We start from the raw sequence: 16,269 nt of genomic DNA, 5'->3' as shown, positions 1-16,269 counted from the left end.
GAGATTACGGGATGGGCAGCCGCACCGCGCTGGTCGAGGATCTGATGGAGCGCTTTCCGCATGTGCCGCGGGAAGCCGTCTTCAAGGAGGACCTGCTCCGGGGCGGTGTCGCCTTCGACCCGTCCGCCCTGAGCGACACCTCCAACGAGGCGGCCGGGGACGTCAAACCGAAGTCGTACTTCATCTTCTCCTTCGACCACAGCACCCTGCCCGAACTGGGCGAGGCCGCGCTGCGCCGCCCCCCGGAGGAGATCATCCTCACGGGCGGCCCGTACGGCCTGCGCCGTACCGTCGTCTCGGTGCGGGTGAACCCCGCCTCGCCCTACCGGGTCGCCGCCGACGACGAGGGCGTGCTCGGGCTCTACCTGGACGGGAAGCGGATCGCCGACGTCGGCGTGCCGCCCATGCCGGAGTACTACCGGCACACCCTCGCCAACGGGAAGTCCGTCATGGAGGTCGCCCCCACCATCCAGTGGGGCTACCTGATCTACCTGACCGTCTTCCGGGTCTGCCAGTACTTCGGCGCCAAGGAGGAGTGCCAGTACTGCGACATCAACCACAACTGGCGCCAGCACAAGGCCGCGGGGCGGCCCTACACGGGTGTGAAGGACGTCGAGGAGGTCCTCGAAGCCCTGGAGATCATCGACCGGTACGACACGCAGAAGGCGTCCACCGCCTACACCCTCACCGGCGGCGCGATCACGTCCAAGGTGGCGGGCCGCGACGAGGCCGACTTCTACGGGCACTACGCCAAGGCCATCGAGGAGCGCTTCCCGGGCCGCTGGATCGGCAAGGTCGTCGCGCAGGCCCTGCCCAAGGCGGACGTGCAGCGGTTCAAGGACTACGGCGTGCAGATCTACCACCCCAACTTCGAGGTGTGGGACCGCCGGCTGTTCGAGCTGTACTGCCCCGGCAAGGAGCGCTACGTCGGCCGGGACGAGTGGCACAAGCGGATCCTCGACTCCACCGAGGTGTTCGGCGCGCGCAATGTGATCCCCAACTTCGTGGCGGGCGTGGAGATGGCCGAGCCGTTCGGCTTCACCACCGTCGACGAGGCCATCGCCTCCACCACCGAGGGCCTGCGCTTCTTCATGTCGCACGGGATCACGCCCCGCTTCACCACCTGGTGCCCGGAGCCCACCACGCCGCTCGGCAAGGCCAACCCGCAGGGCGCGCCGCTGGAGTACCACATCCGGCTGCTGGAGGCCTACCGGGCCACGATGGACGAATTCGGTCTCTCCTCGCCCCCCGGCTACGGCCCGCCCGGACCCGGCCGCGCCGTCTTCTCCGTCAGCTCCTTCATGGACAGCCTGCCCGCCGAGGAGCCGGCCCAGGTGTGATCCGCCCGCGCAAACTGCCACGGCGGTGAGTCGGACGGCGCCCGCGTCCGTATCAGAGGCCGGAGTGGTCGGCCCCGCGGACGCGGTCACGCCACGCTACCTCGCGGTCACCGGATTTGAATACGCCGCTTGTCAGTTGTGTCGAGGACGTGAAAGGCTCCTGCCCGCCGCGAGGTTCCCCCAACTCCATTCCTCCTATGGTGAGTTGACCTCGCTCGTGGATGCAGGAGTCCCATGCCCGACGTGCCGACCCCCCAGGACGCCACCGAGGCCGCGCTGTTCTCGGAGTGCTGGGATGCGGTGCTCTCGTACGCCGACCTGTGCACCTCCGGCTCGCTGACGGCTCATCAGCTGGCCACCGAGGCGTTCGCCCTCGGCATGCGCGAGGTGCGTGCGGCCGGGGCCGTGTCCGTGCGCGGCCCCGCGCGGCGGGCCGGGCTGCCGGTGATCGCGGAGCTGCTCACCGCCGTCCGCGCCACGGCCGCGGGCTGGGAGGCCGGCGGTCAGGGGCACAAGCTGGACCCCGACCTGAGGCTGTGGCTCAACTCCGGCCAGGCCGCCCGCTACAGCGGCCCTCCGCCGGGCCGCCCGGTCGCGCTGCGCGGCCTGAGGGACATGCAGGACGCCGACGCCTCGCTGCTGTGGCTCGCGGAGGCGGAGGCACTGCCCCTGCCCGCTGTGGCCCGCCGGCTCGGGCTGGACCCGGTCACGGTCGCCGACGAGCTCGACCAGGTCCGCGGCCTGTTCCGGGACCGCTGCCGGCGTGCGCACCTCGACTCCCCGATGGACGCGCAGTGCCGCAGCTACGCCCGGCTGCTGGACGCGGTCACCCGCTCGCCCGCCGCCGACACGCCGGGCGACCTCTCCCGGCACCTCGCCACCTGCGTCCGGTGCGCCGAGGCCGCCGCGTGTCTGCGTCTGCACGGCGGTGGCCTGCCCGCCGCGCTGGCCGGCGGCGTCATCGGCTGGGGCGGCCTCGCCTATCTGGAGCGCCGCCGCCGCGCCGCCGAGGTCCGGCTCGGCGTGGCCGGTCCCGGTGCCGCCCGGACGGACACCGGCGACCCCGAGGAGGGCACGAGCAGCACCCGGGTGCTGCGCGGCGGCCTGATCGCCGCAGCCGTCCTGTTGTCGGCCCTGGCGCTGGGTGTGTCGATGATGCCGTTCGGCGTCGGCGACGGCTCCGGCGGGTCCGCCGCCTCCGGCGACGACATCGCCGCCGCCCGCGGCGACCGGCAGCCGGCCGCCGTCCCGGCCCCCTCCCGCAGCACCGCCGGCCCGGCCCCTTCCCGCTCGCCCTCCGCCACCCCGTCCCCGTCCGCCACCCGGACCGGGACCGGCCGCACGAACCCCGACACCGAACCCCAGGGCAGCACCTCCTCGGCCGCCGCCGCCGCCGCCACCGCCACCGGCCCCGGCCGTCCGGCGGTCCCCGCCGCCACCTGCCGGGTCGCCTACGACCTGGTCAACCAGTGGGCCGACGGCTTCCAGGCCACCGTCTCCGTCACCACCGCCAGGCCGCTCTCCGGCTGGCAGGTCGCCTGGACCTTCCCCGACGGCCAGCAGGCCGGCCAGATGTGGGACGCGACCGTGCGGCAGGACGGGTCCCGCGTCACCGCCACCGCGGCCGACTACAACAGGACCGTCGCCGCGCACGGGACGCTGTCCTTCGGCTTCCTGGCGACCTGGCAGGGCAGGAACCGGGCCCCCTACCACTTCACGCTCAACGGGCAGCCCTGCGCGGCGAACTGACGCCCGGCGGTTCCGGCAGCCTCGCCGTCTCCGCCGCCGTCTCCACGGCCGTCTCCACCGCCCCGGCCGTCCGTGCCGACCCGTCCCGCTCCAGCCGTTTCCGGCCGAACCGATCAGCCCCCGTCGCGCCACCGCCCCACCCGTTGCGGACGGTCGTGTCCGCGTGGGCGACAGCCGCCTCCTGCCCTGTCGCCGGGGTGGCGATTAATCACCGTCCCCTCACCGCGTCACTACCTCGGCATCACCGCCCCGGCATCGGAAAACCTGAGTTTGCGCCAAATTCCTCAGGCCGGCGGAATGGCTCGATGCGAGTACCAAGGGTGAGCGTGCGACGCAAGCGTGCCGCGCCTGTGTGACCTACCTGGCACTTTGTCAACTACCGGGCGGTACCCCCGGTGTGGCGTATTTCACTCGCCACAAAACGGCGCTCTGTCACCATCAACGCCATCGCAAGACGAGGCATCCGGACTGCGGCGGGGGGCGTGGCCATGGGGCTGCTCGGCAATGAGCTGGCGTTCGCGCACGCGCTGACGGCCCAGGAACGGGAGAGCGTGATGGCTCTCGGCAACCGGAAGCGATACCCGGCCGATGCCCACCTTCTGACCGAAGGTGACCGGTCCAGTCACGTAGTGATCATACTTCAGGGGTGGGTAACCGTTTCCGTGGCCACCGACCGGGGCGGCACCCGGCTCATACTCGGGGTGCGCGGCCCCGGTGAACTGCTGGGCGAGATGGCGGCGCTCGACCCGCATCCCCGCAGCGCCACCGTGCGCGCCCTCGGCCCCATAGAAGCCCAGATCATCGCCGGGGACGCGTTCCGTCGTTTCCTCGCCCTGCACCCCCGGGTCAGCGGTCTGGTGATCCGCCAGCTCACCTTCCGGCTCCGCAGTGCCGACCAGGAGCGGTCCGCGCTCGCTTCCCTCACCGTGCTCCAGCGGCTGGCCAGCCGGCTCTCCGAACTCTCCGGAGCCGAGTCCTCCGGCCCCTACGCCCCGGCCGGAGCGGGACCGTCGGCCGGCCCGGTGCCCGCCCGCCCCGTCGTCCAGCTGGCCCAGGACGAACTGGCCGCCACGATCGGGGCCACCCGGGAAGCCGTGGCCAAGGCCCTGCGCCTGCTGCGTGACCAGAACATCGTGCGCACCGGCAACCGGCTGGTGGAGATTCTCGATCCGGAGCTGCTCGCGCTCCTCGCGGAAGGGCATCAGGAGTAGAACCCCGCCCCGCCATGTGTAAACGGCTACAGACGGCCTGCGTCCCGGGCCTGACGCTGATGGGACGAACCACCTCTTTGGCAAGCGGACAGGACTGCAGGGGGCACGCGTGAACCACGACGCACCGGAACTCGGCGAAGCGCACTACGAGTTGGTGATCAGCGTCGATGCCAGACGTTCGGGCCAGTACGCCGACGTCGACAAGCCGCGCATGCGCGAGCAGATCTACCGGGTGCTGGAGACGGCGTTCACCCACGCCACCGTGGCGCGCGAGGCCGTCCACACGGAGGACCGCGGGGACGGCGTGCTGCTGGCGGTGCCCGGCCGCATCGCGGTCACCCGGCTGCTGGGTCTGTGGCTGGTGGAGGTGCACGAGGGGCTCCGGGCGGAGAACCGCGGTCTGCGTGTGCCCCTGGGACTGCGGATCGGGATGCACGTCGGCCCGGTGCGGCACGACGAGCGGGGCATCAGCGGACGCGCGGTCGACCTCGCCTGCCGGCTGGCCGACTCCTCCGTCGCCCGCCGGCTCCTCGACGCCGAGGGGGCCGACCTCGTGCTGGTGACCTCCCGGTCCCTGTACGAGGACGTGGTCAGCGGCGGCGGCAAGTTCATCGACCCCGCGCACTACTCCCCGGCCCGGCTGGACCTGAAGGAGGGCGAGGTCACCGCCTGGTTCCACCTGCCCGGACGGCCCGCTCCGCGGATTCCCGAGGCCGAACCGTCCACGCCGTCGCCGCGACCGTCGGCACCGTCACCCGCCGCCGGCTCCCCGGCCGACGCCGATGCCGCCGCCGACGCGTTCGACGACCACGACGACATCGAGGCCGACGGCGCAACGCCCGGCCGGCGGACCGGTCCCGGCGGAGTTCATTACAACGTCATCGGTGACGTGTCCCATCACCACGACAACAAGTACGAGGGGAACGTGCAGATCGGCCGGACCGTCAACCACGACTCCGGGCAGGGGAAGGGCTGAGCCGAGTGAGCGACGACGAGCAGGCGGGCGGCGCGGCAGACGACGCCCCCGAGAGGCCCGAGGCGGGACGGTCGTCCGACGACGACAGGAAGCAGGACCGGGACGGCAAGAGGCAGGACCGGGACGATAGGAAGTCCAAGGACGACCGGTCCCGGGACGACGAGGACAAGGACGACGACAAGAAGTCCGCCGAGGACGAGGAGGCGAAGAAGGCGGAGGAGCGGGAGAGGGAACGCGAGCGCGCCGCCGAGCAGTTCAAGGCGTACACCCGCGACCCCCTCGCCGACGACCAGGGCGAGGACGGCCCCACCGACCTCGCCGCCGCCGCGCGCACGCGCCGCGCCACCCGGCAGCTGTTCGACGTCGGCCGGGACCTGAACCGCTTCGACCGCTCGTACTTCAACAGCGCCCACATCGGCGACATCAACCTGCGGCTGGACGGCCGCCGGCCGGGCGCCGGCATGCGCAGCGGGCCCGTACCGGAGGAGGAGCTGCGCAGGCTCCGCCGCGTCCATGTGGAGCCGGAAGGATACGTACGGCTGCGCAACGCCCTGCGTGCCCGGCGGCTGCTGGTGCTCGGCGCCGCGCCCGGTACCGGACGGACGAGTACGGCGCTCTCGCTCCTCGACGAGGTCACCCGGCGCTCCGCCGAGGACACGGACACCGACCGGGTGCTGCGGGTCGATCCGGACGGCGGGGTACGGCAGTTGGCCGCCGAGCTGGAGTCGAGCGGCGGTTGCGGGCACGTGCTGGAGCTGTCCCTCACCCGGCCCGGCGCGCTGCCCCCCGACGAGATGGACCTCGACGAGCTCGCCGCGGCCCTCGCCCGGCACGACGCCTTCGCGGTGATCGTCGTCACCGTCGGATCGGCCGCGAACCCGCTGCTCGCCGGCCGCTACGGCATGCTCTGCCCGCCCGTGCCCTACCAGGAACTGCTGGACACCCGGCTGAGCGAACGCCTGGAGCGGCATGCCGCCGCGGAGCCGGACGGCGGCGCCCGGGCGGACGACCTGCTCGCCCGCGCCCGGGAACTGGCCGACCGGGAAGAGGTCAGGGAGGCCGTCGGCCTCAACGAACTGCGCCCGGCCGAGGCCGAACTGCTCGCCTCGCTGCTGGCCGGGCACGTGATGGGGGACTTCCCCTACGAGGAGCTGCTGTCCGGGTGCCGCAGCCTCGCCGCGAGCCAGGCCCAGGAGTGGTTCGCCGGAGTCGACCGGGCGCTGACGGCGCAGCCGGCACAGCCGGCCGAGGCGGACCGGAGGACGGAGCGGCCGGGCACGGCGACCCTGTTCCACCCGGTGGCGTTCCGCATCGCCCTCGCCGTGCTCGGCGGGGCCACGCACAGTGCGGTGGCCGCCGCCGCCCACCTGCTCACCTGGGAACTGTCCGTGCAGTGCGACCCGGACAACACCCCGGCCCGCTCGCTGTTCTGCGACGACCCGGAAGCCGATCTGGCCCTCTCGCGCGCCGAACCGACCGACGGCAAGGTCGAGGTGGACGGCGTCGAGGTACCGGCGCGGCTGATCTGGTACCGGGGGTCCGCCCTGCCGTCCGCGGTGCTGACCGAGCTGTGGGACCGGCACTTCCCGGTCCGGGCGCCGGTGGTGCGCTGGCTGCGGCTGCTCGCGGACGACCCGCGCTCCCAGGTGTGGATGCGCGCCGCGGTGGCCGCGGGCGAGCTGTGCGTACGGGACTTCGACCACGGCTACGCGGAGATCGTCCGGCCGCTCGCCGAGGCGGCCACACCCCGCCGCCGGATCTTCGCGGCCACCGTCCTGGACCAGGCCGCCGGACACGGCTCGCACCGCCAGACGGTGCACAAGCTGGTCGCCGACTGGAGCCGCAACGGCACGAAGCTCCTGCGCTGGACCGCGGCGATGGCGCTGGGCTACGGCAACGCCGCCGAGGACACGGACGACACCCTGGACGCCCTGGCCCGGATCGGGGTCAGGGACGACGGGGAACAGCTCGCGGCCGCCTCCTACAACGTCGTACGGCTGCTCGCCCTGCCGGACGCGGCGCAGGTGCTGGAGCGGATGGCCGAGTGGACCCACCACAAGCGCGAGCGGTACCAGGACCTCGGCCTGGTGACCACCGTCCGGCTCGCGCTGACCCCCGTGGACGAGGTGCTCTCCGACGACCCCGACTCCCCGCTGGCCGACCACGGCGACTGGCCGCTGCCGCTCGCCCTCGCCGCCACCCGGCCCGAACTCGTGGGCCCCATGGCGGACCTGATGTGGACCGCCCTGAACACGGCACGGGCCAGGGACGTGGCGATGGACGCCCTGGAACGTCTGCTGCGCTCGGCCGTGCGCAAGAAGGGCACCGAGTGGACCCGGCCCGGGCTCGCGGCACTGCTGCCCGCGCTGGCCACCGACGAGTACGACCGGCGGCGGCTGGACTGGCTGCTGCGCCGCATGATGAACGACCCCGAGAACCCCGTCCCCGAGCCGCAGGCCCGCGACCTGTGGCGGCTCGCCGTCAGGCCGCAGGAGCGGACGCGGCAGGAACGGCCGCGCCGGACGCGGTCGCGTCAGGAGATCACGCGCCGGGAGACGACCCGCGAGGAGGAGAGGCATGGCTGAGGACGAGGACGAGGCGGCAGCCGCAGGAGTGGCGCCCCCGGGGCCGTTCCTGAAGGAGTACACGCCGGTGGGCCTCCCGCCGGTGAGCGCCCAGAAGGCCTCGGTGGTCTTCTACCGCAAGGGCGGCTACAGCGTGATCACGGTCTCCGGGGTGCGCCACGTCGACAAGCGGGCGCTGGCCCAGCCGCGCTCCGTCTGCGAGATCGCGCAGGGAACCTATGTGTCGACCCTCGAACTGGATCTGCCGGCCGCCGGTGGCACCAGCTTCTTCAAGGCCGAGGTGGACATCGAGTGGGAGGTCACCGATCCCTATCTGGCCGCCGTCCAGGTCGTGACCGACGTCGCCAAGCGGCTCACCTCCCCGGTGCTGGAACGGCTGCGCGAGGTCACCCTGACCTACCGGGTGACCGACGCCCAGCAGGCCAACCGCGTCATCACCCGCGAGTGCGTGGGCGGACGCTGGAGCGACCTGGGATCCGACCTCGGCCTGCGGGTACGGCTCTACGTCCGCCTGGGGGTGGACGACGAGGCCATCGGGTACGCGAAGAAGCAGCGCGAGGTGCGAGCCGACGCCGAGGTCACCAAGGTGCGTCAGGACGGCTTCCGGCGCATGCTGCAGGGCGGCGAACTGGAGCAGCTCAGCTTCATGCTGGCCGCCGACCCGGAGGGGGCCAAGGACTTCCTGGAGAAGATCCGCCAGGAGGGCCGTCAGGACGAACGGGACCGTGTCGACCGGCTCTACAGCATGGCTCTGCGCGGCGAACTCAACTCCATCGACGTGGAGACGCAGGTCCTGAACCTCCTCAACAAGGACAACCGCGGCCTGAGCGGCCCCATCGGCTCGGTGCCCGCCCGCCGCGCGCCCCGTCAGCTGGAGGCGTCCGCCGACGGCCCGTACACCCCGGACTGGGTGTCCGACGAACCGCCCCGGCGGCAGCCGTACCGCGGTGAGTCCTCCCGGCAGGAGTCCCGCCGCAGGGACCGCTACGACGACGCCGGGGCGGACGAACCGCCCTCCCGCACCCGGCGCCGGTCCGACCGCTTCGACCCCTACCCGGCGGACGACGCGGACCGGGAGCCGCCGCGCAGCCGGGCGTCGTACCGGTCGGACCGGGCGGAACAGCCGGACCGGGCGGAACAGCCGCAGCGGTCGGACTGGTCGGACCGGTCGGACGGCTATGCGGACGACGACTTCGACTGGGGGCCGCCGCGCAGCAGGCCGTACCGGCCGGAGTCCTACCCGGTCGACGACGTGGACCGGGAGCCGCGCGGCCGGGCGTACCGGTCGGAGCGGCCGGACGGCTATGCGGACGACGACTTCGACCGGGAGCCGCCGCGCAGCAGGCCGTACCGGCCCGAGCTCCATCCGGCCGACGACCCCGACCGCGACCCGCCGCGCGGCGGCCGCGCCCACCGGCCCGAGCGCTATCCGGCCGACGACGATCCCGACCGGGAGCCGCCGCGCAACCGCGGACGGTCGCGGGACGACGGCTGGGACTGGGCGGACGAGGACCGATGACCGCCGAGGGTGGGCCCCGGACCTCCCCCGACCCGGTCGGGCCTGTGCCGCACGGGGGTCGGCACTGCCACGACCGGGCGGGGGAGCGCATAGCCGAACGGCTGCTGAGCACGGTCAGGGAGGACCTCGGCCGGGCCGACTCGAAGGCGGCGGTCCTGCTGTCGGGGACGCTCGCCCTGCCCGCGTTCCTGATCGGCTGGCACGGCGCACCGGGCTGGCACGGCCCCGCCGACCTGACGCTGGTCCTCGCGGCCGTGCTCTGGGCCGGTGCGGTGATCGCGCTGATCGGCGTACTGATGCCGCGCACCCGCACCGTCCGGGGCCGGAACGGGGTGACGTACTTCGGCGACCTGGCGGCCTCCCGCGATCTGGAGGCACTCGCCGCACAGGTCGCCGAGGCCGGCCACGATCCCGCCGAATGGCTGCTCGTCCAGGCCGTGGACGTCAGCTCGATCCTGTCCGCCAAGTACCGGGCCATCCGCTGGGGCATGGGCTCGCTCGCCCTGTCGGCCGCCCTGGCACTGGCCTGGGGCCTGACCCCGCGCTGACGCGTGGCCGGCCCGCACAAGCACTCCATGCAGCGACGAACGAAGAAACAGGGGACGGCCGTGGGAAGAGTCACGGGAAGACGGCAGACACACAGGGGCCGGATGCGCCGCGCCACGGCCCCGGTGCTGGCGAGCGCGGCGTTGTTCGCGTCCCTGCTGGCACCGGCCGGTCAGGATCCGGCGCCGGCGGCGGACTCCGTAGCGGCGTTTCCGGCGGTCAACTACGCGGTGGCGGTGGACGAGTCCGCGAGCCTCGCACCCGAGGACATGAAGGCCGAGAAGGCCGCCGCCGCCCGTATCGCGCTCGGTGACGTGTCCTCGGACTCCCACGTCACCGTCTTCGGATTCGCCGCCGCCGAGTCCGGCGACCAGCGCGCGGTGGACCCGGTGTGCCCGCGCACCGGCCTGGACGCGGCGGGCCGCGAGACGATCGGCGACTGCGTCGGCAAGCTGCACAGCCGCACGGAGGACGAGGGCACCGGCACCGACTTCCCGAGCGCGATACGCCAGGGCGTGCACGACCTCACCGACGGCACCGACGCGTCCCAGCCCCGGGTGCTGTTCCTGCTCACCGACGGCTACATGGACGTCACCGACAGCCCCAAGTACGGCCCCCGCGAGCACCGCAAGGCGGAGGGCGAACGGCAGCTGGGCCTCGCGCTCAAGGAGGCGGCCGCCCAGAACGTGCAGATCTGGCCGCTGGGCTTCGGGGCACAGCCGCGCCTGGACGAGCTGAAGCGGATGGCCTCCGGCGGGTACCAGAAGGGCTGCGTCGACCTGCCCTCGGCCCATCCGCAACCCCACAAGGTCAAGGCGGAGGACATCGGTTCCACGCTGGAGGACATCTTCGCGGCCGCCCACTGCATGCGGCACGAGAAGGGCACCAGCCAGCGGCCCCCGGCCACCCTGAGCGTCGGCATCTCGCCGCTCGCCACGGTGGGCAGCATCGTGGTCGACAAGGGCGACCCCGCGGTGAAGATCAGCTACTACGACCCGAGCGGTGACAAGGTCCCCACCCACGGGGCGTTCAAGAAGTCGCAGTTCGAGCTGGCGGGCGGCACCGGCCCGGTGGAGGCGCTGAAGATCGTCGACCCGCTGCCCGGCACCTGGAAGATCAAGGCCGAGGCCCCCGAGGGACACCGCTCCCTGCCCGTCTCCGTCAGCGTGCTGTGGCAGGGCGAGCTGCGCGGCGCCATCACCATGGACCCGCCCTCGCCGCAGCCCGGGGACAAGGTCACCGTGACCATGCGGCTGCAGACCCGCGAGGGCTACGAGGTCAAGGACCCGCGCGACTACTCGGGACTGCGCGTGCGCAGCGAACTGACCGGAGCCGGTTTCAGCCCTCTGGCCCTGGACCTCGCCGACGACGGCAAAGCACCCGACCCCACGGCCGGCGACGGCTCCTTCAGCGGCACCGTCCGGATCCCGCAGACCGCCGACGGCGCGCTGAAGGTGAGCGCCACGCTGACCGCCTCGGGACTGCGTGCCGACACCCGCAGCGAGGGCGGCTGGGCCGCACCCGGCCAGCCGCCGGTCACCGCCGCGCTCGACCTGCCCGCGGCGAGCACCCACCCGGGCGGCACGCTCGGCGGCACCCTGTCCGTCCACAACACCAGCAACACCGCGCACACCCTGCGGCTCGCCGTTGCCGACGTGCAGCCCGGGCTGCTCTCGGTCCGTCCCGCCGAGATCACCCTCAAGCCCGGCGAGTCCGGCACCCGGAAGGTGACGGTGCGGGTCGCACCCGCGAGTGCCTTCGGCGACCGCCTCGGCGGCGGGCTCAAGCTCGCCGGCACCGCCACCGTCGTCGACACCACCGACCACGACCGGACCCTCCAGGGCCTCCCGCTCTCCGTGCAGGTCACGCCCAGGCCGGGCATCTGGGACCAGTACTGGTGGGCGTTCGCGGCCGGCGCCGCGTTTCTCGCGCTGGCCGCGGTGGCGGTCGCCGCCTGGGTACGGCAGCGCCGCCGGCGCCGGGACCCGCACGGACTCGTGCTGCGGCTGGTCTCCGAGGAGGGCAGCGTCCTCAACGAGCACCTGGCCGGACACGGCACCAAGCAGTGGTACGAGTTCGCCGTCGCCGAAGCCCACCGCAGCCCGCGCATCGAGCGGCGCCCCCACGGACCGTACGCCGTCCAGCGCAGCCCCGAAGGCGGAGCGGTCCTGCGCAAGCGGGGCGGCGGACGGACCCCGGTGCCCGCCCGCGGGCAGGTCCCGCTGACCGACACGCTGCACCTGGCCCTCGGCGAGGACAGCCGTGCCCCCAAGGGCGGCGGTCGCAACGCCGGCCGCAACGCCGGCCGGACGCGCCCGGAGGCCACCCCCACACCCGGTGCCGGCTCGGGCGGCGGTGCCTTCAGCGAATGGGAGTGACACGGCGGGCGGGCACCGCACCGCCCGCCCGGCACACCGCTCCGCGGCCACCGGCCGCGCACACCACGGACGTTCCCAGCACGAACCCGCGGCCGCCCCGGCCGCGAGCGGGGAGGAAACCATGAAGATCTTCCAGCCGATGCTCTTCGTCGGCCTGGGCGGCACCGGGGGACTGGTCGGCGCCGAACTCGAACGCAGACTGCGCACCGAGCTGTGCGGTCCCGACGGCATGGCGCTCAGCCGGACCAGCGGCCACGCCCCCTTCCAGCTGCCCGACTGCCTCCAGTTCGTGTACGCGGACTACAGCGAGAGCGATCTGCAGCGGCTGCCGCAGTTCAACGTGGACCGGTCGCTGCGGGCCGCCTACGCCCGTACCTCCCGGGCCACGCACAACCTGCTGCCGAACTTCGACAGTTCTCCCGAAGTGACCAAGATGCTCCGGGCGAGCCTGCGCGAGGAGGTGGCCGGCTGGCTGCCGCCGATCATCGACGAACCGGAGGTCACCCCGCTGCGCAACGGTGCGGGCCAGCTGCCCACCGTCGGGCGCGCCGCCCTGTTCGCCACGCTCCGCCACAGCCTCGGGCCGGTCCTGGAGCCGCTGCTCCAGGCGATCGACGCGATCGCCAAGTCGGCGGGCGAGCTGAGCGAGCTGGGCGGCGGCAAGGTCAGCGGCTGCGACGTCTTCGTCGCCTTCTCGGTGGCCGGCGGCACCGGCGCCGGGATCTTCCTGGACTACCTGCACCTCATCAACCACGCCTTCCAGCTGCGCCGTTTCGACGGGGTGAAGATCTACCCGCTGGTCGTGATGCCGTCGTCGTTCTCCAGCGCCACCGGCGGCGGCCGGGAGGCGGAACTCAACGCGGCCCGGGCCCTGGTCGACCTGTTCCGGCTGGTGGACCGGCAGAACGCGCCGCGCGAGGGCGCGGAGATCGGCGACCTCGACTTCGACTCCAGCTTCGGCATCCGCTACCCGGGCTCCAACCCGGTCCGGCTGCGCACCGGCATCCTGCCCACGGCGTTCCTGTTCAGCCCGACCGCCGGCATCCGCGCGGACGACCTGCGCCGCTCCATCGTCTCCCTGGTGATGTCGCTGATCGGCACCGAACTGGGCGACGGCCGCTCCCGGGGCCGCAAGATGGCGGCCGACGACGACTACCAGACCTTCGCCGCGAGCTTCATCAACCGCGGCGTGGCCCGCGGTTCCCTGTCGCCCACCGGCATCGGCCGGCAGGGCGTCTCCACCAGCCTGGTGGCCTCCATGACCGCCCCCATGGACCAGCTGGCCGACCTGGTGGCCGGGCGGGTGCTGCGGGAGGCGGTCACGGATCTCGTGGAGCGGCCGCGGGCCGCGCTGCGGGACGGCGCGGTGCCGATGATCCGGCAGCTGTTCGCCGACTCCCACCTCGAAGAGCTGTGGGAGCGCCGGCAGCTGGCGGTGCCGGAGCCCGATCCGCTGCCGCGCGGCGGGAAGAACATCGAGCAGGCGCTCGGCGAGCGCATCGCCGACATGCAGCGGCTGCTGTCCGACCTGCGGGCCGAGGCCGACCGCCAGGCAGCCGTGATGGCCGACCGGTTCGCCCCGCGTCCCGCGATCGACAAGCTGCTGCAGAGCGCCGACCCGTTCCTCGTCGAACGGATCGTCAGGGGCATACCGGACAGTGACGAGACGATCCCGCGGCTCGGCTTCCTCGGCATGCTGGACAGCCGCGCCCGGTCCCCGCAGCGTCCGCCCGGGGTCACCGACCAGCCGCCCAAGATCCCCCGGATCAAGGGCCAGCTGGCCGGTCTGGCACCGGCCCGCTGGGGCGACGACGACGTACAGGCGGCCATCCAGGAGCAGGACGCCTGGTACCAGTGGCGCTGCCGGACGGTGTGGCACGAGGCCTGGCGGGAGCAGCAACAGCACTGGCAGCCCCAGGCCGATGCGGCCGGCGCCGACGTCGACCGTCTGGTGCGGGCCTTCCGCCACCACTGCGACCAGGAGCGCAAGCACTCCGCGCAGAAGGGCCACGAACTGTACGAGGACCGCACCGGCATCTCGTACCTGCTCCCGCCGCAGCGCAACCTCAACCACTTCTACGAGGACGTCGTCGCCCGGCTCATCCGCCGAGAGGGGCTGCGCGAGAACGACTACGAGTCCGCGCTGCTGCTGAAACTGGTCGACGGGGACACCTGGCGCCAGGTCCTCGCGCGCAGCCGCCGCGACCCGGAGGGCGCCGTCGCCCACGTCAAGGGGCAGCTGGAGGCCCGGATCACCCGGCTGTTCGCCGAGAGCGGCACCCATCTGGAGGAGCGTCCGCTGCTGCCGGCCATGGGCACCCTGCTGGCCGCCTCGGCGGGCAGCGCCGACGCCACCGACCAGGTCAGCAAGGAGGCCCTCGACCTGTTCGGGCGCAAGCTCGCCGGGCTGCTGCCCGTCGGGTTCACCCCGGAGGGCACGGGCCCGCTGCGGGTCCTGGTCACCCACCCGCGCGTGCAGGCCGTGGAGGAGGTGCAGGAGTACCTGGGCAAGACACTGCGGCTGCCCTCGGACGCGAAGAACTCCGTGGAGTACCGCGGGGTGGAGAGCGACTCGGTCACCGTGGTCCTCTTCCGCAGCGAGATGAGCCTCACCCAGGTGCCCGAGGCCCGCAAGGTGCTGCGCCAGTGGGCCCGGGCCAAGGAGTCCGAGCAGGCCCAGGACGTGCTGCGGTGGCGCCAGCGGCTCGGCTACCGGGACAACTGGATGGTCAGCAGCGAGGAGGACCGGCGCACCATCCTGCACCGGCTGCTGTGCTGCCTGTGGAACGGCCAGGTCGACGTAGTGGACGGCGACCCGGCGTCACCGGAGCGGGTCCGGCTGCGCCTGTTCCCCGAGAACGGCGCGAACGTGCCCGGGGTCCGGCTGCGGCTGGGCGACTTCCCCGGCGGCGTGTCGAGCTGGGCGGAGCTGCTGCGGTCGTACGAACGCTGGACGGTCCTCGACGACGAGCGGACCGTCGAGGACTACTGCCGTGAGCTGATGGGGGCTCAGCCGCTGGGCCTCGCGCGCACCGGCAGCGAACCGCACCCGCTCTTCGTCGACCTGGTCGAGAAGATCGCCCCGCGCCAGCTGGAGCTGCTCACGGACCGCCGGGAGCGGGGCGGCGAGCGGGTCGAGGGATGGGTGCGGCCGCTGTGGGAGTTCTGGGCGGAGACCCTGCCGGCGGCCCTGGACAAGGAGTTCGGCGACCAGCGCGCCATCCAGCCCACCCTGCGCACCCTGCTGGAACACGTGCGCGGCGGTGGCCCGGCCCGGCCACGCGTCCGCGACGACATCGGCGAACCCCGGCGCACGGCCGCCGAGGACGACGACTGGGGCACGGCCCCCGTCTCCGCCTTCGACACCTACCGGAGCGAGAGCGAACGGGACGAGCCCGCCGGCAGGAACGGCACCGGCGGTCACGGCGACAACAGGCCGTACGGCGAGGAACGCCGCCCCGGCGGGGACAGGTCCTACGGCGAGGACAGGCCGTACAGCGAGGACAGGCCGTACAGCGAGGACAGGCCGTACAGCGAGGACAGGGCGTACGGCGACGACCGGCGCCGCGGTGACGAGAGGCGGTACGAGGACGACAGGCGGTTCGGGAACGACAGGCCGTACGAGGACGACAGGCGGTCCGCAGAGGAGGGACGGCACGGCCACGACAGGAGGTACGGCGAGGAGGGACGCCACGGCGAGGACAGGCCCTACGGCGACGACCGCGGCACCCGGCTCCGGAAGGACGACGAGGACGGCCCGGACCGCCGGGACGGCTGGGCCGACTGGAACGGCCGCCGGGACGAACGGTCCCCGGCCGGCTCAGCGAGCGACGCCGGCGGACGCCCCCGCCACGAGGACGAGCCCGCCGCGCCGTGGGACGAGCCCGGGGACCGCGAGGTCCAGGGCAGCGGCGACGAGCGCGACCGGTCCCGCCGCAACCCCTGGGACGGTGACGCGCAGTGAG

General features: G+C 73.3%; 9 protein-coding genes. All 9 read left to right on the top strand.

Annotated features, from left to right (window positions below):
* The first annotated feature begins 11 nt into the window (after nucleotides 1-11).
* The 9 genes from ACFZCP_RS09995 to ACFZCP_RS09955 all read left to right on the top strand — a co-directional run bounded on the left by ACFZCP_RS09995 (nucleotide 12) and on the right by ACFZCP_RS09955 (nucleotide 16,268).
* Nucleotides 12-1,340 (top strand): radical SAM protein, encoded by a 1,329-nt coding sequence (locus ACFZCP_RS09995; protein ID WP_391425755.1) that lies wholly within the window; start codon nucleotides 12-14, stop codon nucleotides 1,338-1,340.
* A gap of 234 nt (nucleotides 1,341-1,574) precedes the next feature.
* On the top strand, nucleotides 1,575-3,089 hold the full coding sequence (locus ACFZCP_RS09990) for a cellulose binding domain-containing protein (protein WP_391425753.1): 1,515 nt from the start codon (nucleotides 1,575-1,577) through the stop codon (nucleotides 3,087-3,089).
* Between the two features lie 488 nt (nucleotides 3,090-3,577).
* Nucleotides 3,578-4,300 carry a cyclic nucleotide-binding domain-containing protein gene (locus ACFZCP_RS09985; protein ID WP_391425752.1) on the top strand — a complete coding sequence of 241 codons (723 nt, stop codon included), beginning with the start codon at nucleotides 3,578-3,580 and terminating at the stop codon, nucleotides 4,298-4,300.
* Between the two features lie 109 nt (nucleotides 4,301-4,409).
* Complete coding sequence (locus ACFZCP_RS09980; protein WP_391425750.1) at nucleotides 4,410-5,276, top strand: hypothetical protein; 867 nt, start codon at nucleotides 4,410-4,412, stop codon at nucleotides 5,274-5,276.
* A 5-nt stretch (nucleotides 5,277-5,281) separates the two neighbouring features.
* Nucleotides 5,282-7,861 (top strand): hypothetical protein, encoded by a 2,580-nt coding sequence (locus ACFZCP_RS09975; protein WP_391425748.1) that lies wholly within the window; start codon nucleotides 5,282-5,284, stop codon nucleotides 7,859-7,861.
* Nucleotides 7,854-9,380, top strand: coding sequence for a hypothetical protein (locus ACFZCP_RS09970; RefSeq protein ID WP_391425747.1), 1,527 nt, complete (start codon nucleotides 7,854-7,856; stop codon nucleotides 9,378-9,380). The genes ACFZCP_RS09975 and ACFZCP_RS09970 overlap by 8 nt, the downstream gene beginning before the upstream one ends.
* Entirely contained in the window at nucleotides 9,377-9,928 is a 552-nt protein-coding gene (locus tag ACFZCP_RS09965; protein WP_391425745.1) for a Pycsar system effector family protein, read from the top strand. Before ACFZCP_RS09970 ends, ACFZCP_RS09965 begins: the two co-directional genes overlap by 4 nt.
* 102 nt (nucleotides 9,929-10,030) lie before the next feature.
* Nucleotides 10,031-12,304: a choice-of-anchor X domain-containing protein gene (locus ACFZCP_RS09960; RefSeq protein WP_391425743.1), complete on the top strand. Its 2,274-nt coding sequence runs from the start codon at nucleotides 10,031-10,033 to the stop codon at nucleotides 12,302-12,304.
* A gap of 121 nt (nucleotides 12,305-12,425) precedes the next feature.
* Nucleotides 12,426-16,268: a tubulin-like doman-containing protein gene (locus ACFZCP_RS09955; RefSeq protein ID WP_391425742.1), complete on the top strand. Its 3,843-nt coding sequence runs from the start codon at nucleotides 12,426-12,428 to the stop codon at nucleotides 16,266-16,268.
* The last annotated feature ends 1 nt before the right edge of the window (nucleotide 16,269 follow it).

The sequence above is a fragment of the Streptomyces sp. NPDC007971 genome, assembly GCF_042958635.1.
In the GTDB taxonomy this organism is placed as follows: domain Bacteria; phylum Actinomycetota; class Actinomycetes; order Streptomycetales; family Streptomycetaceae; genus Streptomyces.
Note: the sequence above shows the minus strand (reverse complement) of the source record. Positions and strands in the feature narration are given on the sequence as shown.